The 21,649-nt window shown below is 48.6% G+C and carries 19 protein-coding genes; 14 read left to right on the top strand and 5 right to left on the bottom strand.

Features of this window, described 5'->3' with window-relative positions:
- The first annotated feature begins 27 nt into the window (after window positions 1-27).
- From MAQ5080_RS03465 to MAQ5080_RS03430, 8 genes are all read left to right on the top strand, one after another.
- A complete protein-coding gene (locus MAQ5080_RS03465) occupies window positions 28-783 on the top strand; it encodes a substrate-binding periplasmic protein (protein ID WP_067211799.1) in 756 nt (251 codons plus the stop codon).
- Between the two features lie 19 nt (window positions 784-802).
- Window positions 803-2,860 carry a putative bifunctional diguanylate cyclase/phosphodiesterase gene (locus MAQ5080_RS03460; protein ID WP_067211796.1) on the top strand — a complete coding sequence of 686 codons (2,058 nt, stop codon included), beginning with the start codon at window positions 803-805 and terminating at the stop codon, window positions 2,858-2,860.
- 100 nt (window positions 2,861-2,960) lie between these two features.
- A complete protein-coding gene (locus tag MAQ5080_RS03455; RefSeq protein ID WP_067211793.1) occupies window positions 2,961-3,644 on the top strand; it encodes a thermostable hemolysin in 684 nt (227 codons plus the stop codon).
- Window positions 3,644-5,101, top strand: a complete 1,458-nt coding sequence (locus MAQ5080_RS03450; RefSeq protein WP_067211790.1) for an AMP-binding protein — start codon at window positions 3,644-3,646, stop codon at window positions 5,099-5,101. The genes MAQ5080_RS03455 and MAQ5080_RS03450 overlap by 1 nt, the downstream gene beginning before the upstream one ends.
- A 10-nt stretch (window positions 5,102-5,111) precedes the next feature.
- The gene (locus tag MAQ5080_RS03445) at window positions 5,112-5,780 is read left to right on the top strand and encodes an iron-containing redox enzyme family protein (protein ID WP_067211786.1); all 669 of its coding nucleotides are present in this window, start codon (window positions 5,112-5,114) and stop codon (window positions 5,778-5,780) included.
- Window positions 5,781-5,791: 11 nt separating this feature from the next.
- Complete coding sequence (locus tag MAQ5080_RS03440) at window positions 5,792-6,598, top strand: SDR family oxidoreductase (protein ID WP_156496590.1); 807 nt, start codon at window positions 5,792-5,794, stop codon at window positions 6,596-6,598.
- A complete protein-coding gene (locus MAQ5080_RS03435) occupies window positions 6,595-7,236 on the top strand; it encodes a tetratricopeptide repeat protein (protein ID WP_067211780.1) in 642 nt (213 codons plus the stop codon). Before MAQ5080_RS03440 ends, MAQ5080_RS03435 begins: the two co-directional genes overlap by 4 nt.
- A 132-nt stretch (window positions 7,237-7,368) precedes the next feature.
- Window positions 7,369-8,958 (top strand): ABC-F family ATPase, encoded by a 1,590-nt coding sequence (locus MAQ5080_RS03430; protein WP_067211777.1) that lies wholly within the window; start codon window positions 7,369-7,371, stop codon window positions 8,956-8,958.
- Between the two features lie 59 nt (window positions 8,959-9,017).
- On the opposite strand, the gene MAQ5080_RS03425 is transcribed toward MAQ5080_RS03430, so the two are convergent.
- A complete protein-coding gene (locus MAQ5080_RS03425; RefSeq protein WP_082861127.1) occupies window positions 9,018-10,016 on the bottom strand; it encodes a lipid A deacylase LpxR family protein in 999 nt (332 codons plus the stop codon).
- Between the two features lie 437 nt (window positions 10,017-10,453).
- Here MAQ5080_RS03425 and MAQ5080_RS03420 point away from each other — a divergent pair, with 437 nt between their 5' ends.
- Both MAQ5080_RS03420 and MAQ5080_RS03415 read left to right on the top strand, forming a co-directional pair.
- Complete coding sequence (locus tag MAQ5080_RS03420; RefSeq protein ID WP_067211773.1) at window positions 10,454-12,316, top strand: methyl-accepting chemotaxis protein; 1,863 nt, start codon at window positions 10,454-10,456, stop codon at window positions 12,314-12,316.
- A gap of 91 nt (window positions 12,317-12,407) precedes the next feature.
- Window positions 12,408-12,641 carry a DUF2789 domain-containing protein gene (locus MAQ5080_RS03415; protein ID WP_067211769.1) on the top strand — a complete coding sequence of 78 codons (234 nt, stop codon included), beginning with the start codon at window positions 12,408-12,410 and terminating at the stop codon, window positions 12,639-12,641.
- Between the two features lie 66 nt (window positions 12,642-12,707).
- Here the strand turns inward: MAQ5080_RS03415 and MAQ5080_RS03410 are convergent, their stop codons facing one another.
- Together MAQ5080_RS03410 and MAQ5080_RS03405 are read right to left on the bottom strand one after the other, a co-directional pair.
- Window positions 12,708-14,882, bottom strand: a complete 2,175-nt coding sequence (locus MAQ5080_RS03410) for an esterase-like activity of phytase family protein (RefSeq protein ID WP_067211765.1) — start codon at window positions 14,880-14,882, stop codon at window positions 12,708-12,710.
- A 149-nt stretch (window positions 14,883-15,031) separates the two neighbouring features.
- The gene (locus tag MAQ5080_RS03405) at window positions 15,032-16,117 is read right to left on the bottom strand and encodes an ABC transporter substrate-binding protein (RefSeq protein ID WP_067211762.1); all 1,086 of its coding nucleotides are present in this window, start codon (window positions 16,115-16,117) and stop codon (window positions 15,032-15,034) included.
- A 196-nt stretch (window positions 16,118-16,313) separates the two neighbouring features.
- Between MAQ5080_RS03405 and MAQ5080_RS03400 the strand changes: the two genes are divergently transcribed.
- The 4 genes from MAQ5080_RS03400 to MAQ5080_RS03385 are packed head-to-tail and all read left to right on the top strand — an operon-like array spanning window position 16,314 to window position 19,871.
- A complete protein-coding gene (locus MAQ5080_RS03400) occupies window positions 16,314-17,369 on the top strand; it encodes a FecCD family ABC transporter permease (protein WP_067211759.1) in 1,056 nt (351 codons plus the stop codon).
- Between the two features lie 2 nt (window positions 17,370-17,371).
- The gene (locus MAQ5080_RS03395) at window positions 17,372-18,205 is read left to right on the top strand and encodes an ABC transporter ATP-binding protein (RefSeq protein ID WP_082861126.1); all 834 of its coding nucleotides are present in this window, start codon (window positions 17,372-17,374) and stop codon (window positions 18,203-18,205) included.
- On the top strand, window positions 18,195-18,632 hold the full coding sequence (locus MAQ5080_RS03390; protein ID WP_067211755.1) for a plastocyanin/azurin family copper-binding protein: 438 nt from the start codon (window positions 18,195-18,197) through the stop codon (window positions 18,630-18,632). Before MAQ5080_RS03395 ends, MAQ5080_RS03390 begins: the two co-directional genes overlap by 11 nt.
- Before the next feature lie 9 nt (window positions 18,633-18,641).
- Window positions 18,642-19,871, top strand: coding sequence for an MFS transporter (locus MAQ5080_RS03385; protein ID WP_067211752.1), 1,230 nt, complete (start codon window positions 18,642-18,644; stop codon window positions 19,869-19,871).
- 52 nt (window positions 19,872-19,923) lie between these two features.
- On the opposite strand, the gene MAQ5080_RS03380 is transcribed toward MAQ5080_RS03385, so the two are convergent.
- Both MAQ5080_RS03380 and MAQ5080_RS03375 read right to left on the bottom strand, forming a co-directional pair.
- Complete coding sequence (locus MAQ5080_RS03380; RefSeq protein ID WP_067211749.1) at window positions 19,924-20,493, bottom strand: porin family protein; 570 nt, start codon at window positions 20,491-20,493, stop codon at window positions 19,924-19,926.
- 245 nt (window positions 20,494-20,738) lie between these two features.
- Window positions 20,739-21,368 (bottom strand): OmpW family outer membrane protein, encoded by a 630-nt coding sequence (locus MAQ5080_RS03375; protein WP_067211745.1) that lies wholly within the window; start codon window positions 21,366-21,368, stop codon window positions 20,739-20,741.
- Between the last annotated feature and the right edge of the window lie 281 nt (window positions 21,369-21,649).

The following is a 21,649-nucleotide window of genomic DNA, read 5'->3' as shown; positions in this document are numbered from 1 at the left end:
CAAACGGTCCACTTTAGTATGACTTTCATGAAAAAAGCGCTGTTCCCCCTCGTTACTTCTTGCCTTTGCTTGTTTAGCTCTGCAACCCTACGCGCGCAAGAAGCGCTCACTTTCTATGTCGTGAGTTATCCTCCCTATATCATAGTGTCAGAGGACACTCAGCAAATCAGTGGTATTGATGTGGACGTTACCCGTGCTGCCTTTGCGTCGCAAGGCGTGTCTGTAGAGTTTAAGACCATGCCCTGGAATCGGGTGGTTAAGTCAATAGAACAAGGTCGGATTTTAGGCACCTTGTCTTGCTCGCAGCGACCTGGCCGAGAAGAGTATATGTACTTTAGTGACGAGCTTTCAGCGGTCAGTCGAGCGGTCGTCAGCCGTAAAGAACTGGTGACCGATGACATTACTCAGCTACTGGACTTGTCGGACTATTCTGTCGTCACGGTCGATGGTTGGGGCATGCAAAAGCAATTACAGAGTTTGAACATTGCCCATCAAACTTCCCCAGACCTGTCTGGTGCCATTAAGGCAGTGCGTTACCGCAACATCGATTTACTCTATATGGCGTCTTATCCGGCACAATATTACGTCAAACAGCTTGGCGTCGAGAAAGATTTAAAAGTGACCCCACTTCATGATGAATTGAGTTTATCATTGTATGTTTGTATCAGTAGCGATTACCCCAACTCGGATCATGTACTGACGACCGTTAATAATGGCTTACAGCAGATTAAAGAGAATGGATTATATGATCAGATCCGCTCGCGTTACTTACAGACAAATTAAGCGTTAAGGGAATACTGGTTTGAAATTAGGGCAGAGGATTGCTTACCGACAAGCAAAGATCATTCTATTAACATCTTTTTTGCTAGGTGGTTTATCCGCCTTATTCCAATTTTACCTAGACCTTAATCATGTGCGTGATAGCCTGCAAGAAAGCATCGAGCGCTCGCTGCAGCTCTACAACCCGAACCTTGAAAGTGCGATCTATAACTTAGACACAGAACAGACCCAGTCCATTGCAGATTTATTAGTGGATGACTCTCTGTTTTCCGCCACCAGCATTTACGATGACTTTGGCGATAAAATCGCTGAATCCAGAGAAAAATCGAAGACGTTAAAGCAGTCCCTTTTGTTTGATTTAAGTTTTGCCGTACTGGGACTCAGCGAAAAAATCGAACAGCCGATTATCATTCCATCCAATCAAAGTCGTAATGGCCGCTTAGTTGTCTGGTTGGATAAGCGTTTTGTCTCAGCGGGATTAACGAATCGAGCCATTACCTTGGCATTATCTGGGCTTATTTACACTCTATTGTTAAGCATTATTTTGTTCGTGGTGTTTTACAATGCCTTATCGAAGCCAATTCAGCAGATATCACAGTGGGTGTCGCGTCTGGATCAGGCCGCCGATCAAGAGCCCATGAGCACGCCCTATCGTAAGACAGATGAGCTGGGAGAGCTGGTTCACAGTGTTGAGCAGATCTGGCAGAAGAAAGACGATGCCAGTCGACAAGTGGCCCTGCTTGCTTATTACGACCCACTCACGGAACTCGCTAACCGGCGCAGGTTTATCGAACGCCTCGATGCTGCGATTGTCGATCAGGACGGTGGGTTCGGCTCAGTGCTGTATCTCGATATTGATCGCTTTAAAACCATTAATGATTCCTTAGGCCATCAAGTCGGGGACCAATTGCTGATGACCTTGGCACAGCGTTTAAAAGGAGGCTTAAGCGAGTCTGCCACGATTGCGCGTTTTGGTGGCGATGAATTTGTCATTATGTTGCCACAGCTGGATTATGATGAAGACACGGCCGCGGAATTGGCAATGGACATTGCTGCCAGCATCACCGATATGATCTCGGTGCCAGTGCAAATTGGCCGAAATCTCATCCACTGCTCAACCAGTATTGGTTTAACCACTTTCCCGCAACCACAAGACACCAGTAGCCAAGTCTTACGTCGAGCAGATACAGCGCTCTATCGAACCAAGGCCGATGGTCGCAATGGCTTCCGCTTTTTCGATGTCAGTATGCAGCGACAGGCGCAAAGTCGCTGGCAATTGGAAGAAGGGCTGCATAAGGCGATTGAACGTAATCAGCTGGAACTCTGGCTACAGCCCCAAGTGACCAATGGTGGGGTAATTTCTGGCGCGGAAGTGTTACTGCGCTGGCGTCATCCCGAACGAGGCATGGTGTCGCCTGTGGAATTCATTTCGGTGGCCGAAGAGTCGGGGCAAATCAGTGTCATTGAAGAGTGGGTGCTAGAAGAGTCACTGCGGCTGCTCTGCCATTGGCAGCAACAGGGCTTGCCAAAAACCTTCCGCCACCTGTCCATTAACATCAGTCCTGCACACTTTATGCAGGCAGACTTTATTCAGCGTGTGCTGCCGATCCTTGAGCGTTATCAGCTAAAGGGCATTAATATTGAGTTTGAGATTACTGAGAACCTGCTGATCAATAACTTTAAGCATGCCAAAGAAACTATGTTGCATTTACAAGAGCAGGGCGTGTCATTTTCGGTGGACGATTTTGGCACCGGCTACTCTTCTCTACGCTACCTCAATCAGCTGCCCATCAATGTGCTGAAAATTGATCGCAGCTTTGTCAGCAATATCACAACGCTAGAGGACCAAACCCCGATTGTGGATGTGATTCTCTTGATGGCGAAAAAGCTTAACCTTGAAGTGATTGCTGAAGGTGTAGAAACCTCAGTGCAAAAGCAGCTGTTAGATGACCGTGGCTGTCGCTTGTATCAAGGGTATTTCTACTCAAAGCCGCTTCATTACCGTGACTTTTTTAGCCAACTAAAGTCCCATGATGGGGTGATCCAAGCACCTCAAGACGACTCTAACGCTGGGCATTGAGTTACAAAACTTTGCGCAATAAAAGCATTGTTAAATAACGCATAAGTTTTCCATAAGGTTTCAAGCTTAGTCTGTCTCTATCCATTAGGAGGGACAGACGATGCAAGAGTCATTGGTAGTACAGCAACCGGTTAAGGCCAACCGACTTCAAGGGCCGCAACAAGCCTTTGAATTTGTCACAGCAGCACAGAACGCGGCGTCACGTGATGAGCTAGAGGCTTTCATCAAAGCTGGTTTTGCCAAGTGCTATGATGCCAATCTGCAAACATTTCTCCCGCTACTGCTCGGTATTAAGACGAAACAATTGCGCGCTGCCGTTGGGGTGCGCCGTGCCGATGTACCGTTATTTATCGAACAATACTTACCCGATTCCATTACTCAAGTGTTGGCCAAGATCGGTATTTTCGCTTCCCGTCATCAAATTGCTGAGATGGGCAACCTGTATTCACAAAGTGCCCGTTTTACGCTGCCGCTGATCATGACCGTGGTCATGGGACTGTATTTAACGGATGTCCGTCACTTGGTTTTTTCTGGTACTGCGAAAGTCCGTGAGTTACTGACGGCACTGGGTTTTCCGATGAGGTATCTGGCACCGGCATCGGTTGATTGTATTGCGCAAGGTCGAGCCGAATGGGGGCATTACTACGACAACGAGCCAGAAGTGCTGGTGTTGGATATTGAAGCCTCCATCAAGGTGGCTTATCAACGTAAAGAGTTGCATGGCCTGATGACGATTGTACAGAACCGCGCCAATCCGTTATTGGCCTCATTGAGGAATCTATAATGTGGTACTTTTCCGCTGCATGGCAGCAGCAAATAGCCCTAGACGATGGTCATCATCAGCTGACTTACGCTGAGCTGGCGAAAGCGGTGCAGGCTCGCCAAGCTTGGTTAGAGCAGCAGAATGTCAGCCGCGTTGCGCTGTTTATGGACAATGGTATTGAATGGGTGCTGTTTGATCTGGCCTGCCAGCAAGCCAAGGTTTGTTGTGTGCCGGTACCAGTATTCTTTAGTGCGCAGCAAACGCAATATCTACTGCAAGCCAGTGCGATTGAGTTGTTACTGGTGGGCCAAGTTCAGGCTGAGATCTTGGCCGATACCTCTCATCCAACACCATTTAGTCAGGTCTTCAGTCAGCGCTTGGATCCTGCTGTTGTGCCGCATTTGCCGCTGGGCACGCATAAAATCACCTTTACTTCAGGTACAACGGGTACCCCGAAAGGCGTGTGTTTAAGTAATGAATCGCAGCTAACAGTCGCTCGTTCCCTCGCCTCAAGCATTGGTCTCGAGCAGGTTAAGCACTTGTGTCTGCTGCCACTTGCTACCTTATTGGAAAACATTGCTGGTATTTACGCACCATTAATGGTGGGAGGTACCGTGTATCTTGCTAGCCAAACTGAGCGTGGTTTCCAAGGCAGCCGTCTAGTCGAGCCTCAAGCCATGCTAGCGTTGATTAGTCAGCAACAGCCAAACAGTGTGATTTTGGTTCCTGAGCTGCTGTCTTTCATGGTCTTAGCCTGTAATCAAGGTTGGCAACCACCGACATGGCTGCAGTTTATTGCGGTCGGTGGCGGTAAAGTGTCTGCAGCTCTTATTGAGCAAGCGCGAGCATTGGGCCTACCTGTATACCAAGGCTATGGCTTATCCGAATGTGCTTCTGTGGTATCGCTCAATACACCAGAAGCCGACCAGGCAAGCAGTGCTGGCAAGCTGCTGCCACACGCCCAAGTGCGTGTAGAAAACGGCGAGTTGATTGTTTCTGGCAACTTGTTTCTAGGCTACATGAATCAGCCGGAGAGCTTTTATCCCACAGAGTTTGCCAGCGGCGATTTGGTACGTTTAGAAGATGACTTTCTCACTATCGAAGGCCGCCGTAAGAACGTCTTGATCAACTCGTTTGGTCGCAATATTTCACCTGAGTGGGTTGAAGCTGAGCTTTTGGCCACTCAGTGTTTTCGAACGGTCATGGTGTTTGGTGACGCTCAGCCATTTTGTGGTGCGCTGCTGGTGTTACTTCAACCAGACATGCCTCATGACACCATTCAAGCGGTGATTGATAAGGTGAATAGCGGGTTACCAGACTACGCCCAAATAGGCGCTTGGCTGCTGTCATCTGAGCCGTTGGAACACATTGAAGGGCTGGTGACCAGCACTGGCAAACTTATTCGCAAGCAAATTTTGGCGCATTTCGACGATCGCATTCAGGGTCTGTATCAAATCAATCAGTGCGCAAATTACTAGGAGATCGAAGATGTCATTGTACCAACGCCTACAAAATGAAACCCAATTGGAACGTCAATATTTAGTGACTTCCCCGATCATTCAGCGCTGTTTCCAAGGGGAAATAGGCTTACAGGATTATGTCGCTTTCTTAGCACAGGCCTACCATCATGTGAAACATACGGTGCCGCTGCTGATGGCCGTTGGCAGCCGCTTACCGGAATCGAAAGAATGGCTACGTGAAGCGGTCGGTGAATACATCGAAGAAGAAATGGGCCATCAAGAGTGGATTCTAAATGACATCGCCGCCTGTGGCATGGATAAAGAAGCAGTCCGCGCCAGCCAACCAGCCGCCGCGACGGAATTAATGGTGTCTTATGCCTACGATATGGTGAATCGTGTTAATCCACTGGGCTTCTTCGGCATGGTGTTTGTGTTAGAAGGTACCAGTACGGCCCTTGCCGATAACGCCGCCCAGCATATTCAAGACAAGTTGGGCTTAACAGATAACGCCTTTAGTTACCTGCGCTCTCATGGTGCCTTGGACCAAGAGCATATTGTCTTCTTCGAGAACCTGATGAATAAGATTGATGATCCAAAAGAGCAAGATCTGATCATTCACACTGCCAAGATGTTCTTCACTTTATACGCCAATATTTTTCGCTCGCTGGACAGTCATGCGACAGCGCAAGCGGCATAAAGGAGATGCTTATGAACTGGGACAATCAGCGTTGCTTGCTGACCGGTGCCTCGGGCGGGATTGGACAAGCACTGGCTACGGCTTTGGCCGAAAAAGGCGTTAGCCTGATCTTAGTGGGCCGCAATAGCATGAAGTTGCATGAGTTAGCGGGTCGTTTACCGGGTGAGCACGATGTTATCTGTGCCGATTTATCCTGTGTCAGAGAGCGCACGGCGTTGGTGACCAAGGTGGCGGAACTTGGGGGCTTAACCATGCTGGTGAACAATGCCGGGGTCAGTCATTTGTCCATGTTAGAGGATACCAGTAGCACGACCATCGAGTCGCTGATTGAGACCAACCTGGTCGCGCCAATGTTGCTAACCCAGGCATTGTTACCATTGTTACAACAAGATAAGCCAACACAAATCGTGAATATCGGTTCGGCCTTTGGCAGTATCGGCTTTGCTGGGCAAAGTGCTTACTGTGCCAGCAAGTTTGGTCTGCGTGGTTTTACCGAGTCACTAATGCGTGAGTTAGCAGACAGCAATATTCGCGTGTCTTACCTTGCTCCCCGTGCCACGGCCACGGCGATCAACAGTGAGTTGGCCAATGCCATGAACGAGGCGCTGGGAAATCAAGTGGATATGCCAAGTGTGGTAGCTCAGCACTTTATTGAGCTGCTTGAAGGGGGACAATCTCGCGCCTTCATCGGCTTTCCTGAGCGTCTTTTTGTCAAAATCAACGGTGCTTTCCCAAGCTTAGTCGACAAAGCTTTGCTGAAGAAACTGCCTATCATTAAGCGCTTTATCGCGCCGACCTTTCAGGAGAAGCGACTATGAAAAAGATCCTATCTGCTGTACTAGTATGTGCTGGAATTGCCAGCCAAGCATGGGCTGAAGAGACAGACAAAGGGCTGCATACGCTACAAAAAACATGGGCCGAAATTAATTATTTGGTAGCAGAGGAGGTGCGTGAAGCGGCGTTTACTCAGCTGCTGAGCCAGGCTGAGCAAATGGTACAGGCTCAGCCTGAAAAAACCGAATACCGTGTTTGGCTGGGCATCATTCAATCCAGTACGGCGGGCGCTAAAGGGGGCTTAGGTGCTTTGTCGTTAGCCAAAGCGGCCAAAGCCAGCTTTGAACAGGCTCTTGAACAAGATCCGCATGCCTTGCAAGGTTCTGCTTACACGAGTCTTGGTGTGTTGTACCACAAAGTACCAGGCTGGCCGATTGGCTTTGGCAGCGATGATAAAGCGCAACAACTGCTGCAAGAGTCGCTCAAGCTAAATCCACAAGGCATCGACGGTAACTATTTCTACGCTGAGTTTTTGTACGATGAGAAACAGTACAGTGAAGCGCAAAAATACCTCGTCATGGCGCAGCAGGCCGCACCACGTGCCGATCGCCCATTAGCCGATCAAGGTCGCCACAAAGAAATTGAGGCTCTGATGGAAAAAGTGAACAAAGCGCTGAAGTAGTGAGGCGGTTTGGCTTGGTGAAAAATGATGACTTTTTCATCAATGCCATAGACATTTCATACACAGGCTTTATAGTACGGCCATCAATCACTAAGCCCCTTCATTGGGGCTTTCTCAATTTCTGGATACCCCATGATCGTAGCTTCTAACGTTACCATGCAGTTTGGTAGCAAACCTCTTTTTGAAAACATCTCCGTGAAATTCAGTGATGGCAACCGTTACGGCCTAATCGGTGCCAACGGCTGTGGTAAATCCACCTTCATGAAGATTCTCGACGGCAGCTTGATTCCAACATCAGGTAACGTTTCTGTAAGCCCAAACATTCGTGTGGGTAAGCTAAATCAGGACCAATTCGCGTTTGAAGAATACTCGGTTATCGATACGGTAATCATGGGTTACAAAGAGCTTTGGGAAGTGAAGCAAGAGCGTGACCGCATTTACAGCTTGCCAGAAATGAGCGAAGAAGACGGTATTAAAGTAGCCGAGCTGGAAGGCGACTTTGCGGAAATGGATGGCTACAGTGCAGAAAGTAAAGCCGGTGAAATCCTATTGGGTGCCGGTATTGATGAAGCCCTACACTTCGGCCCAATGAGCGAAGTGGCTCCAGGTTGGAAACTGCGTGTGCTGCTAGCACAGGCACTGTTTTCTGAGCCAGATATTCTGCTACTGGACGAGCCGACCAACAACTTGGACATCGACTCGATCCGTTGGTTGGAAGACATGTTGAACCAGTACAAGTCGACCATGGTGATCATCTCCCACGACCGTCACTTCCTAAACTCTGTATGTACGCACATGGCCGACATCGATTACGGTGAGCTACGTGTTTACCCTGGTAATTACGATGATTTCATGCTGGCATCGGCTCAGGCCCGTGAAACCATGATGGCGGCCAACGCGAAGAAATCGGCACAAATTTCAGACCTTAAGCAATTCGTGGCACGTTTCTCGGCCAATGCATCGAAAGCGAAACAAGCGACTTCGCGAGCTCGTCAGTTGGAAAAAATCAAACTGGAAGACATCAAACCTTCTAGCCGTCAAAACCCATTTATTCGCTTTACACAGCAGAAGAAGCTGCACCGTCAGGCATTGATCCTTGAAAACCTGGGTCATGGCTTTGAAGGTGAAAAGCTTTTCACTGGCGCTAACCTGATGCTTGAAGCGGGTGCGCGTATAGCGATTCTTGGTGAAAATGGTGTGGGTAAAACCACCATGTTGCGTTGTCTTATGAGCGAGCTTGAAGCACAAGAAGGTACCGTCAAGTGGGCCGAAAACGCGACCCTAGGTTACTGCCCACAAGACAGCAATGACATGTTCGACAATGACATGACACTGTTTGACTGGATGACACAATGGCGTAAAGACGGCGACGATGATCAGGTCGTACGTGCGACCCTTGGTCGTATGTTGTTCTCCGCGGATGACTTTAACAAGAAAGCGAAAGTGTGTTCTGGGGGTGAGAAGAACCGCTTGATCTTTGGTAAGTTGATTCTAGAAGAAACCAATGTGCTATTGATGGACGAGCCGACCAACCACTTGGATATGGAATCGATCGAATCCCTTAACATGGCCTTGGAAATGTACCCAGGTACGCTGATTTTCGTCAGCCATGACCGTGAGTTCGTATCCTCTTTGGCAACAGAGATTTTGCATATTAAAGATCACAAGGTTGAGCACTTCCAAGGTAACTATGATGAGTTCCTTGCCTCGCGTGAGTTGTAATGCTGAATCTTTTTACAAGACAAAATGGGCTACTTAGGTAGCCCATTTTTTTGCCTGAATTAAAACTGCCAAGCGTAGGTTAAGGTGCCGTAGCGCGTTTCGTCGCTGTAGCGGTCCTTACTTGGCTGTAATAGATCGGAATGATTCACCGCAAAGGTTAATGAACTGCGTCCCCACGAATAGGCGACACCGAAGTTCAAGCCGATGAACGAGTGGTCGTAATTGACCGAGGCACTGTCACGGAAGGTATTGCCATCCATAAAGATTTCATTAAACACATACTCTGCTTGCAGGCCAGCATACACATACCACTCGCCGCTGACCGCCACTGGGTTAGTGGTACGCGAATCCAGTAGTAAGAAGCTGCCAAAGGAACGCTTTAGGTCACGGCCATAACGTACAATTAGGCTGGAACTGGCGGCGCTACGAATGGTGCCGACACTGCCTTTCAAGGACGTCAGTAGGTCCATGTTATCCAGCTCTGAGGCCCAATGACGCCAAATACGGCCACGACCGACTTGGAACACCAGCTCGTTATGCAACTGTGACCCCCACCCTTGAGGATCGTCCGAGCCTAAGACTTGGTGTACCAATTTTTGGCTTTCTTTACCCAATGCCGCTGGTCCCACGATACCGAGAGTGCTGTGCACCACATCGGCATGATCTTGGTTTAGCACCAAGTAGGAATTGGTCAGGCTGAGCATGGCTGAGTAGGGAATGTCGTTGGGATCCGGCTCAGTCAAGGTCAGGTCGGCTGGGGTAAACATTGATTGGCCAAACTTCAATGCGTTCACGCTGCCATATTGTCGCTCAGTGGGCATGCTCCACATCAAAGGGCTGACTAAAACGCTGTGTTCTGGTGCGGTGCTATCGTCCGCCATGGCAGGAATACCGCTACGATCATATAGGGTAAAGTACAAACCATTGGTGTAGCCATCATCCCGATTGATGAAGTAGTCGTTGTCTAACGTAAGGCTCGCGATACCACTGCCAGCGTGCAGTGATGCGCTGAACAGGGTGAGTAACGTGGCGCCTAATAAGGGCAGTTGTTTCATCATTTAGAGTCAAAATCAGTCTTTAACAAAATTAATTAAATTGTATCGAGTTCTAAATAATGGAGGTTTCAATTACTGCGGATTGTTCTGAACACTTCTTGTGATTAGTTCAATTAAGTTTCTTTGTTTAATGTATCTGGCAGGAAATAGGGGAAAGAGGTTCTTTATTGCTGCAGAAATGCCGAGATAAGTTGTCTACCCTAGTGTAGAGACGTTGAGGGTATTACTGAGTGAGAAGTGTCCAAGCGTGGCCCCGAAGGCCGGCAATTGTGTAACAATAAATTATAGTTATACAGATTAAAATGCTTGTAATATTTCTGTCACAAAAGCTTCATATGGTGTGCCGTCAACGAGATACACGGTCTTTGCTACACTTAGCTCTTAGGAGCACTTTCAAATGTTAGCAGGGACAGTCATTCCTAATGTAAAGGTGTCACGCCGTGCAGATTAAGCAAAAGCTCATGCTCAATACCTGTGTTGCCATTGCCGCAATGGTTGCACTCATCGTTTCCTTTCTGGTTGCTGAAAATAGATTAGAAGAACTTATTCGAGGCAAGGAACAGGCTCAGCGCCAAGAGTCGGAAATGCTATTATTGCGCCGACATGAAAAAGACTTCCTTGCACGTGAAGATATTAAGTATGTGCAGCGCTTTGACGAGGTCATGCAGCGCATCACTCAACAACAAGACTCCCTCAACCAATTGTTTATTGATAGCGGTATTAATCATCAGACGTTTTCAGGATTACGACCGCTGTTCCAAGATTATGACCGTAAGTTCCAGGAGCTAGTGCAAGCTAAGCAAACCATGGGGTTGACGCAAGACGAAGGTCTAGAGGGACAGCTACGGGGTGCGGTACATGATATTGAAAGCGCTTTGAAACAGCTGGATCAGCCAAGCATCTTAGTCACCATGTTACAGTTAAGACGTCATGAAAAAGATTTTATGCTACGTCTCGATACGAAATACCCTGAGCGTTTTCGTGGCACCTTGCAGCAGCTGAAACAGCAAATTCAGTCTGCCAATATTGCTTCCTCAGAGCAGACTCGCTTGCTCCGCTTAGCCGATACTTACCAAACTAAATTCAGCGCCTACGTCAACCAGCAAAGACTTGTCGGATTAAGCTCTGATCAAGGCCTAATGGGCGAAATGCGCCGTACGATTCAGCAAACTGAAGACATGCTAAAGGCCATGGATCAGAGCATGACGCGTCAAACCGATCTGCTATTACGTGAGATCGAGATAACCATGGCAATGGTATTTATACTGGTGGCACTGGTTGCCAGCCTGATCGCATGGCGTATCAGTGCTTCCATCAATCGCCCGCTGGCGTTGATACGAGATGCCATGCTGAAGATCGATAGCAGCCGTGATTTGAGTTTGCGTGTTCAGTACAACGCCAACGATGAGATTGGCGATGTGGCGCGTAGTATGAATCAGATGTTAGAAGGCTTCCAAGCGGTGGTTGGCTCGGTTAACGACACTGTTCAGCAGATGAATCAACAAACCTTGCAACTATCGCAAACCGCAGAACGTACGGCGAATGATGCGGATCGTCAACGTGACGAAACTGATATGGTGGCCGCCTCTGTGGCTCAGTTGGTGGGCACCATTGAAGATATTTCGCACAACATGTCGGTGGCGGTGGATAAAACTCAGTCGACCGAACAAAGTGCTACAGATGGCCAAACGCGCGTGTCTTCCGCCGTGAGTCGCGTACACAAATTGTCTTCTCGCTTGGAGGGCGCGATGGGCTCGGCAGAAGAGTTAGCGAAGCAGAGTCAGAGTATTGGCAGCATGCTAAGTGTGATACAAGACATTGCTGAGCAGACCAATTTGTTGGCCCTTAATGCCGCGATTGAAGCGGCCCGTGCTGGTGAGCAAGGGCGAGGCTTTGCGGTCGTAGCAGATGAGGTGCGGGCCTTAGCCAGCCGTACTCAAGATGCCACGCTAGAGATATCTGAGATCATAGAATCGTTACAAAATCGTAGCCAAAGCATCGTGAGCATTATGAAAGAGTGTACTGAAGATGGTTTGCGCAGCAGTGAAGAGTCGGCGGTGATTGGGGAAGTACTAGGGCGCATTACCCAAGAAGTGCATGATATTGCTGATATGGCGCGCTCAGTGGCTACAGCGATTGAACAACAATCAACGGCGGCCAATGAAATCAATCGTAACGTGGTGACGATTCGCGAAATCACCATGGACACCAGTGAAGCAGTGCGCTTGAACTCACAGTCCAGTCATGAGATTTCTGAGCAAGCCCATCAACTAGAGAGTGTAGTATCGCGTTTTAAGTTGTAATGAGTGAAGCCGGCATAGCGCAATAGGCAGCTTTCATCTAAGCTTAAAGAGGCAGTTGGTTTGTACGCATCGACACTCTAGGGAGGCTTTTATGGAAACTCAGATTCATACAATTAATGCACTCTTTGAGCAGTTGGGGTTAGACGGAAGTAAACGGGGAATCGAACAATTTGTGGTTGATTCGTCCCCCATTCCGAGCCATGTGCAGATCTGGGACGCGCCGATCTGGACAGAGTCGCAGGCCTCAGCATTGAAGCAAATGAAAGCCGAAGACGCGGATTGGTCAGAAGTGGTGGATCAACTCGATGTCATGCTTAGAGCATAGGCTTAACAATACACAAAAACGGCGCCCCATGGCGCCGTTTTTTTATGCTCACTTAAGTGATGCGACTTATTTGAACTCGCCGACTTTGAAGAAGAAGGTTTCGCCCGTACTGTCGTCAACACCGTCGTTATCCGTTACCGCATAACCTGTGTTGCTGGCATCAATGGTAAAGCCTTCGATCTTATCGACCACGATACCGTTTTGGGCTTTTAATTCCGGAAGGAAGTCGTATACCAAGTGCTTGCTAACGGTTGGTAGACTTTCGCCTAGGGCTGCCGTTTTGATATTCGCTAAGTCTACCTTGTATAGACGCTTCACTTTAGCCGCTTCTGCTAGTTGGTTATCACGCTCAATCACATACAGACTACCATCATGTGCGGTAATTTCAGATAAGCCCATCCAGCCTGACTCGGCTTTTTCGAGAGGGTAGTGAGTAGCGCTCCAAGTGTTTGCTGCTAAATCGTAAGCCAATAGTTTGGTTTGATCTTTAGCGTCATCTTTCCAAGGGCGTTGAATCGCGACCCAAAGCGTATTGTCGACTAGCGTGATGCCTTCCGCACCAAAACGTTCTTGGCTCTTCAGTAGTTCTGCTGGGAAATCGATGGTTTGATCAATTTCACCGTTCGCTTTTACGTGATAAAGCGCGTGCGGCACGTCTTTCTTTTCGTTGCCTTCCGAAGCGAGCCAGAAACCACCGTTTGGATCCATCACGATGCCTTCAAGGTCGAGTTTTTCAGCAGGCTTGCCGTCACGAGTGATCACCAATTTATCAGTGATCTCTGCTGGTGTTTGGCTGGCGTCGATGGTGAAAATAGCTGGTTGGCTGGAGTAGAAGCTATCGCTCACCGCATACAGTTTATCTGCTTGTTTCAGGTCTGCAGCCAAACCAGACAATGCGCCCCAGCCAATAGGTGCGTCTTGTGCGTCCAAGTTAGATCGGATTTGTGGGTATGCAGGTGCCTTATCTTCAAATTGATAAAGCATCACATGAGAGCGTGGGGCTTTGTCTTCAAGTAGGTCCTTCTCGTTTGCCGTAGCAATTAGGTTGCGGTTTGGAATCGCAATCGCTGATTCTGGTGCAATACCAGAAGGTAGCATTTGTAGCAACTCAGGGGCCGCACCAGTGTCCTTGTAAACGCCAACGACTGAGCCACGTTCTGACATGACAAAGATGTAGGTTTGGCCATTAAATGTGCCAACTTCCAGACCCTCTGGTTCTGCGCCTTTTTTGCCTGAGCGTTTTTCTGGGTAATGACCGACACGAATCACTTCGTGCTCGAAGCTTGCCCCGCTTTCAAACAGCACATCGCCTTGTTTATTGAAAATGGTAAAGCCACGGGCACCGCCTTGGTAATCGCCTTCGTTGGCAATCACAAAGCGCTCATTGTCTAGCCATTTCACCGCATCAGGCTCACGTTTGACGCCTGCTTGAGCGCTGTTAAACGTCAAGGCGCCATCTCGTTTCACATCAATCTGCTTGAGGTCGACTGTGCCAGCTGAGAAATGATGCATCACCTTAGCTTGCTCGGCATCGATCACGACAATATGGTTGTTTTCTTGCAGTGTGATGACTACTTCATTGTGGTCGTTAAAAGCGACGAACTCTGGCTCTGGATCGCTTGGCGCAATCTCGGCAAGGCCCGCTAGAGAGATATTGTGAGTTTTCTGACATGCGCCCGTCGCTTGGTCAAACTCAATGATGACAACATAGCCTGCTGGCATTTGTGGTAAAGCGCCATCATTTAAGTCTTCGTCACGCTCATTTTCAATCGCTACCGCAATGTAACGGCCATCTTTTGAGACCGCTACCGAATCAGGCTGCCCCCCTAGGTCACAACGCTTAATCACTTTTTGTGAGGCGATATCGGCAATCGCCAAGTAACCACTTGGCTGAGTGTAACTTTCAGAAGTGTTCACCCCAGTGACCACCCATTTGCCGACCGTAGCCACAGATGTTGGTTCACCATTGAGATCTAGAAAGCCGAGAGCTTTAGGTTGATTCGCTTGTTTAATGTCGACAAAGCCAATACCACCCAGCGGGCTATCAGAGTAAATCAAGGTGTTGCCATCCGCCGTGGCAGTAATGATTTCAGCAGAGGTCTCTGTTTCAATCGCCTTGCTACCAAGGTTTTGTGCCACAGGGAAGCTGGCGATACGGTTAAAGGATTCCGCTTGTGCGGCTAGGCTGGCGCCAGCGAGGCAAGTGGCTAACAGGGTACGGCGAAAAGTCGTACGTAACATGAATATCTCCGTCGATAAGTTATAAGATTTCGAAATAACTTAACGTCGGAAGTTTTCAATTACGTGCTGTTTAGATGTCAAAAGGATGACAGCGCCAGACGCGGGTGGAAGATTAGGGGCTGACCAAGGTATGACACAGCCCCTGAAGCTTAATGGCCCAGTACAAAGGTACCGCTCGGGGTGACCGGCAGGTATTTTTGGTAGAAGTCGAGGTAGGCGGCTTCTGGGTCGAGATCTTTAAATAGCTCTGGGTACAGAGCTTTGGCGTAGAACTGGATCATTGGACCGTCGAGGATAGAACGCACCGCGCCGTGGTAAGCGGCAAACATTTGGTTGTTTTGTACAGCATCTATTGTGGACCAACCGGTACGCTGCTTAAAGCCTTGTAAACGCTCTTGTGCAAGCTCGGCGCTGACGTTCTGGCCCATCACCATACCGTCATCACTGCCACTCGTTTCATAGCCTGTCATCACAATTACATCCGGGTTTTCGGCCAGAATTTGCTCTGGGTTAAGTTTGCCCCACCACTCCACATACGGCGCAGAAATATTATCGCCGCCAGCCATGGTGGAAATGGCGCCCCACATATTCTTACCGAAGGTATAGCCGACTTCGTTGACGCCCGCAGAACCGTATTCGGTATACACGGTTGGCTTGGGCAAGTTGGCTTGCTCAAGACGTGTTTGAATCATTTGTAGGTTGTGCGTGTACTCATCCGCGATGGTTTTTGCGCGTTCTTCTTGGCCGGTGATTAGGCCGATGATTTCAGTACTTTTGACATGGCGCTCAAGGGTCTGGGCGTTGTAATCGACCACGACCACAGGAATTCCTACCGCCTCGAGACGTTCCACATCAGCGCCTAGACCTTTGTATTGCCAGTCGGCCAGCATGATCAGATCTGGGTTAAGACTGATCACTTTTTCTACGGAAAAGGTTTTGGTATCCACGCGGCCAATGCCTGGAATCTCATCCAGAGAAGGGCGATGATCTAGGTACATTTGCCAATTGGCAGGGCGAGCTTGCCAGATGTATTTGGACATACCGACCACTCGGTCGTAAGCGGCCTCGGTGCCAATGGCCATATAGTCCTCGGGGTAGAAGCCGACCACGACACGTTGTGCTGGGGCATCAAATGTGACTTGGCGATCCAGTACATCTGTCAGGGTGATATCTTGAGCGAAGCCGAAGCTAGCAGCAAAAACAAGAGACGAAATGGCCGCAATTTTAGGCAGCATAGAGTTTTCCTAAGTGAAGTCGATAAAAAAACAGTTCCGTTGCGTCATCATGGGCAATAAATCCTTGTGACGCATTCTATAGTTATTTAAAATTGTTTTGCAAATCATTCTCATTAGTTTTAAGTGTGTGAGTGAATAATTAACTTCCTGCCAGCGCGTTAAGCTTGGCTTCTTTGTGATATAGACCCGACCATCCATGCAATCATCTACTATGATCGCTGAGGCAATAGAAAACCAACGACGTCATGAAAAGCGACGCTGGTTAGTCTTGGCGACGCTACTTTTTCTACTACTGTTGTCATTCATTTTCGACATCGCGACAGGACCGTCACTATTAAGCTTAAACGATGTCATACAGGCTCTGTTGCATAGTATTGGGGCCCCCGTTGAGGTGTCGCGTACCACGGAAGTCATTGTCACTAACCTGCGCTTGCCGATTGCACTGATGGCGTTAGTGGTGGGGGGCTCCCTTGGCGTCGGTGGTGCGGAGATGCAAACGCTGCTGAATAATCCGATGGCGAGTCCTTACACCTTGGGCATGGCGGCTGCGGCGGGCTTTGGTGCGGCCTTGATGCTGTATGTCGGTTCTTTAGGACTCAGTTCACAAATTGCGGTGCCCATTGGTGCGTTTGTCTGTTGTATGTTATCGGCCAGCTTGTTATTCGGCTTGGCGATGATGCGCCATATCTCCTCTGGGCAATTGATCTTGGCCGGTATTGCCTTGCTGTTCTTATTCCAATCGCTGTTGTCGTTGGTGCAGTTTGTGTCGTCTCCTGAACTGAGTCAGCAGATTCTGTTCTGGTTGTTTGGTAGCTTAACCAAGGCGAATTGGACCAATGTCATGATTACGGCCTTGGTGACAGGTGTTTGTGTGTTGATTCTAATGAAGGACGCTTGGAAGCTAACGGCCTTACGTTTAGGTGAGGAGCGAGCCAAAAGCTTGGGGGTGAATGTCACTCGTTTGCGTCTGAAAACCTTAATTTTGGTGGCCATTATGACCGCTACCGCGACCAGTTTTGTTGGCATCATTGGCTTTATTGGTATTGTCGCACCGAACATTGCACGCATGCTGGTCGGAGAGGACCAGCGTTACTTCTTGCCGTTGTCCTTTATTGTCGGCGCCTTTTTACTGTCTAGTGCGTCAGTGTTATCCAAAGTGATCGTGCCCGGCGCTTTGTTTCCGATCGGTATTGTGACCGCTATCATTGGCGTTCCTTTCTTCTTTTGGCTGATCATCGGTAAGAGGCGTTAATTATGTTACAAGCACACAACATCTCACTGGCCTACGATGACCTAGTGTTGGCGGATGATATGAGTTTCTCCTTAGAAGCAGGTAAAACCCATGTCATCATTGGCCCCAACGGCACCGGTAAAAGCACCCTTTTAAAAATGCTCTTCGGGGATGTACAGCCACAATCTGGTGCGGTGCGATTTAATGATCAAACGCTCACCAAGGCCAGTTTACCCCAGTGGCGTAAGCAATTTGGTTACATGCCACAGGACATCCGCTTAGATGTGGGGCTGAGTGTGTTGGAAGTGGTGTTGCTGGGACAGCTAAATGCCTTGTCTCTCAAGCTCGGTGACAGCTTGCTCGAAGAAGCGTTACAGGCATTAGAGCAAATTGGTTTATTGCATCTGGCGAACCGAGATGTGCGAACCTTGAGCGGTGGTCAGTGTCAGATGATTTTGTTCGCGCAGGCCTTGATGCGCAAACCTGACATCCTGATGTTGGATGAACCGGTCAGTGCGCTCGATCTACACTTCCAGCAGGTCTTACTAGATCATTTGGATCAGCAGACCAAGCAAAAAGGTTGGGTATCCTTAATGATCTTGCACGATCTGAATTTAGCGGCGCAGTATGCCGATAATCTGCTGGTTTTGAAAGGCGGTAAAGTGGTCGCGCAAGGAGCGCCACGGGACGTCATTACGCCGCAGATGGTAGAGCAGGTCTACGGCGTTAAAGCGGATGTGCAATTGGATGGCTTGGGTGTGCCTTTTATTCGAACACAGCGACGAGGAGCCAATGCTTTTATGACCATGAAAGCTTCAGTGACCCCGTCAGTAGTAGGAAAAGACTATGTATCATAAGGTCGTGATGGCGTGGTTAGCGCTGACGACAGTGACGTCTCTATCTGCCAAAGATTGGCAGGTGCAAATGCTCAGTTTTGGTGACAAGGGCCCGATGGTATTTGAGCCGGATTTTATTCAGGCGCAAGTGGGGGATACGGTGACGTTTGTGCCGACTCAGCCTGGGCATTATGTGCAGTCTTATGTGACGGCCGAGGGGCAAGACGCGTGGACGTCAACATTCAATGAGACCTATCAGATCACGCTGAATAACGAAGGTGTGAATCTGTATTACTGTCCGCCACATTTGATGATGGGAATGGTTGGCATGATCCAAGTGGGTGAGGCGATCAATAGCGAAGTGATCGAGACTCGCTATCCTGAGTTACGCGATAAAATCACCCTAAACCCTGAACGAGTCGATTTGATTCTGGATAATCTGAAGTAATCCTCTGTTATGAATGCAAACCACTTCTTGAGCGACTGGCGCCAGCTGTCGGCCGCCAGCCGCGTTTTAGTCATCAATGGCTTTACCTTTAATCTCGGTTTTTACATGCTGCTGCCGTATCTGGCAGACCATCTACAACGTAACTTAGGACTCAGCCCCTGGCATGTGGGCTTGGTGATTGGCCTGCGGGTGCTCAGTCAGCAGGGCCTGTTTCTGGTGGGCGGAACACTCGGTGATTATTTGGGCTATAAGCGCTTGATACTGCTTGGCTGTTTAGTGCGTGTGGCTGGCTTTGCCCTATTAGGTCTGGCGGGCAACCTACCGTTGCTTTTGTTGGGGGCCTTTTTGACCGGTTTTGCGGGGGCTTTGTTTACCCCATCAAGCAATGCCTATTTGGCCTATGAAGCGCCTGACCAGCTGAGACGGGACCGGATTTTTGCGATGCAGAACTGGACCAGCGAAGCGGGCATGTTTTTAGGCCCATTACTGGGCATTGCCTTATTGAGCCTAGAGTTTCTCTGGGTGGGCATGGGCGCAGCCAGCCTCTTTATGCTGCTGTTCTTAGTACAGTGGCGCTATTTGCCAGAATTATTAGAGCAGGATAAGCGAGCTGGTTCGGATACTCGTTTCTGGCAGCAATGGCACAGCATGTTACGTAATAGTGCGTTTGTGAAATTTATTTGTTGTGCCTGCGCCTTCCACTTATTTTTCCATCAGCTGTATTTGTCACTGCCCGATCAGGTGTCGTTTCGACAGCTCAGCTCCGATGTCATCACCTGGGTGTTTATGACCTCTTCGATCATGGGCATCTTGCTGCAAATGCCGATTAGCCGTTGGGCGGCGAATACCATTGGCAGCGCTAAAGCCATGGGCTTGGGCATTGCCCTAATGGGCACGTCTTATCTGTTATTTATGCTGGAGTTCGCTGCTTTTGCTGGACTGAATTTCGTGATCTATGCCGTGCTGTTTAGCCTAGGGTCAATGCTTGTGTTGCCGTTGTTGGGCTCCTATGTGCCGAAATTCTGTGATAAATCGGAGCTCGGTAGTTACTACGGCTTATATTCTTGCATGGGCGGTATTGCGGCCTTCTTAGGCAACCTCGGGGTCGGCGCATTACTGTCTTGGCAAGCAATGCCGAGGGAGTGGATTTGGCTAGCTTTTGCGATCATCGGTGTGATTGCTGGGGCCAACCTTTATCGTCAAATTAGCGCTTTAAATCGTTCAGAAGGGCTTGCCTAATCCGCACATAGCCCACTATATCAAGGTGGGCTAGTAGGTGTTTGTGGTGTCATTAGAAGCGGTATTCCAGCCCTACGCTGGCTTGGTTGAAGTTGGTATCGAAATCGCTGTCTTGGTCGATTTCATCGACACTTAATTCGGCATCGTACCAGGTGTATTGAGCATTTAAGAGCAGCTGTTCGGACAGCTTAAAGTTCAAGCCTGCCCCAGCAAACAGCGCCTCATTATCAGAGCTGCCGGTTAGGCCTGCCACTGAGTAATCGGTGTCGTACCAAAGCTGACCAGCTTTAGCAAAGAACTCAATCGAGTCGGTGAGTGGCAAGCTACCTTTAACAGCCGCACTGTAACCGTCAGTGTCAGCATTGACGATACCATCACCATAGGAACCAAAGTCCGCGTAGCCACCCTCAACGGCGAGAAATGAGTTAAAGCGGTAGCCGACTAAACCTTGCCAAACGTCGTTGTTATCATCGAAGCCATCGTCACCATTTACTTTGAGATAGCCATAGTTAGCCCCCACATACAAGCCGCTATCTTGACGGCTCCACTCTTGTGCCTGTGCGGCCGAGGCAAAGGCTGTTAGGGCAACTGCGCTGGCTAAAATCGGCATGACTGTTTTCATGGTATTACTCCTTGTGAGCGTTATCTTGAGAACCATTTCAGTGTTGTCGGAGACGGATTTGGAGTAAATACACAGAGCCGCATCTCCATGTTTACTGTGCGCTTGCTTGCGTTTGTGTGCTCAAAGTTGGCAAAACCGGCGGGAGTTTAAAGAGTCTTGACGCTTATTTTTGGGCAAAAAAAGCCCGCTGGACATTCCATATCCAGCGGGCTTCTTAGTGGAGTACAGTTTGTTAACGCTTTCGCTTAGAAAGTGTAACCAACGCTTGCCATAACAGACACAGGGTCGATTTCTAGTTCGGCATTAGACAGGATACCATCAATATTTACATCAGTATTAATGTCCATGTACCAAACTGAAGCGTTGATAAATAGGTTGTCAGTAATATTGAAATCTACACCTACTTGCGCAGCTAGGCCGAACGAATCATCAAGGCTTAATTTATCTGTTTGGCCATTTGCATCAAGGTCAGTAGACAGCTTCTCATCAAAGAAAACTGTGTAGTTTAGACCCGCACCCACGTATGGGCGCACATCGCTGTTTGCTTGACCGAAGTAGTACTGCACCATTAGCGATGGTGGCAAATGAGATGTTTCACCAACTTTAGTGCCGCCTGCTGTGATGTCGTGAGTAAAAGGAGTTGCCGCAAGAAGCTCCATACCGATGTTATCAGTGTACATGTAAGTTGCAGTTAGACCAATTTGCAGATTGTCATCTACATCTAAGTTAAGGCCTGCACCTGTGTTGTCAGTAGCACTTGGCATTACATTGATTAGACCACCACGAACAAACATATCGCCCGCTTCATGAGCCATGGCCAATGGTGCACTTACGATTGCTGCAGAAAGTAGAGCGATTTTAGTTACTGATTTCATATCGATGTCTCCTAGTGGATGCAAATAAGATGAGGCAACAATACGCCTCTTTGCAAAAAAAAAATTAACCTAGGTCAATTTTTGAGAGATGTGTGCGCTATATAAGTTATTTTTATTAATCTATGTCATGAAATAAGTAGCTGAAGAGTGCAAGAAGCGTAAAGTAATTAACTAGTGCGTGAATCCGGCGTAATGGTTTCTGGCTGGGCGGATCATGTTGCAAGCCTTAAAGTGCATTTTAAACCACAAAAAAAGCCGCTCTTGTGAGCGGCTTATAGTCG

It is taken from the genome of Marinomonas aquimarina (assembly GCF_900089755.1).
Taxonomy (GTDB): domain Bacteria; phylum Pseudomonadota; class Gammaproteobacteria; order Pseudomonadales; family Marinomonadaceae; genus Marinomonas; species Marinomonas aquimarina.
This window is presented reverse-complemented; position numbering and strand designations above follow the sequence as displayed.

Coding starts and splice junctions, on each gene's coding strand:
- MAQ5080_RS03395 (WP_082861126.1), top strand. CDS start 17,372: ATGTTACAAGCACACAACATCTCACTGGCCTACGATGACCTAGTGTTG.
- MAQ5080_RS03380 (WP_067211749.1), bottom strand. CDS start 20,493: ATGAAAACAGTCATGCCGATTTTAGCCAGCGCAGTTGCCCTAACAGCC.
- MAQ5080_RS03400 (WP_067211759.1), top strand. CDS start 16,314: ATGCAATCATCTACTATGATCGCTGAGGCAATAGAAAACCAACGACGT.
- MAQ5080_RS03375 (WP_067211745.1), bottom strand. CDS start 21,368: ATGAAATCAGTAACTAAAATCGCTCTACTTTCTGCAGCAATCGTAAGT.
- MAQ5080_RS03405 (WP_067211762.1), bottom strand. CDS start 16,117: ATGCTGCCTAAAATTGCGGCCATTTCGTCTCTTGTTTTTGCTGCTAGC.
- MAQ5080_RS03390 (WP_067211755.1), top strand. CDS start 18,195: ATGTATCATAAGGTCGTGATGGCGTGGTTAGCGCTGACGACAGTGACG.
- MAQ5080_RS03455 (WP_067211793.1), top strand. CDS start 2,961: ATGCAAGAGTCATTGGTAGTACAGCAACCGGTTAAGGCCAACCGACTT.
- MAQ5080_RS03415 (WP_067211769.1), top strand. CDS start 12,408: ATGGAAACTCAGATTCATACAATTAATGCACTCTTTGAGCAGTTGGGG.
- MAQ5080_RS03430 (WP_067211777.1), top strand. CDS start 7,369: ATGATCGTAGCTTCTAACGTTACCATGCAGTTTGGTAGCAAACCTCTT.
- MAQ5080_RS03465 (WP_067211799.1), top strand. CDS start 28: ATGAAAAAAGCGCTGTTCCCCCTCGTTACTTCTTGCCTTTGCTTGTTT.
- MAQ5080_RS03435 (WP_067211780.1), top strand. CDS start 6,595: ATGAAAAAGATCCTATCTGCTGTACTAGTATGTGCTGGAATTGCCAGC.
- MAQ5080_RS03410 (WP_067211765.1), bottom strand. CDS start 14,882: ATGTTACGTACGACTTTTCGCCGTACCCTGTTAGCCACTTGCCTCGCT.
- MAQ5080_RS03385 (WP_067211752.1), top strand. CDS start 18,642: ATGAATGCAAACCACTTCTTGAGCGACTGGCGCCAGCTGTCGGCCGCC.
- MAQ5080_RS03440 (WP_156496590.1), top strand. CDS start 5,792: ATGAACTGGGACAATCAGCGTTGCTTGCTGACCGGTGCCTCGGGCGGG.
- MAQ5080_RS03450 (WP_067211790.1), top strand. CDS start 3,644: ATGTGGTACTTTTCCGCTGCATGGCAGCAGCAAATAGCCCTAGACGAT.
- MAQ5080_RS03445 (WP_067211786.1), top strand. CDS start 5,112: ATGTCATTGTACCAACGCCTACAAAATGAAACCCAATTGGAACGTCAA.
- MAQ5080_RS03425 (WP_082861127.1), bottom strand. CDS start 10,016: ATGATGAAACAACTGCCCTTATTAGGCGCCACGTTACTCACCCTGTTC.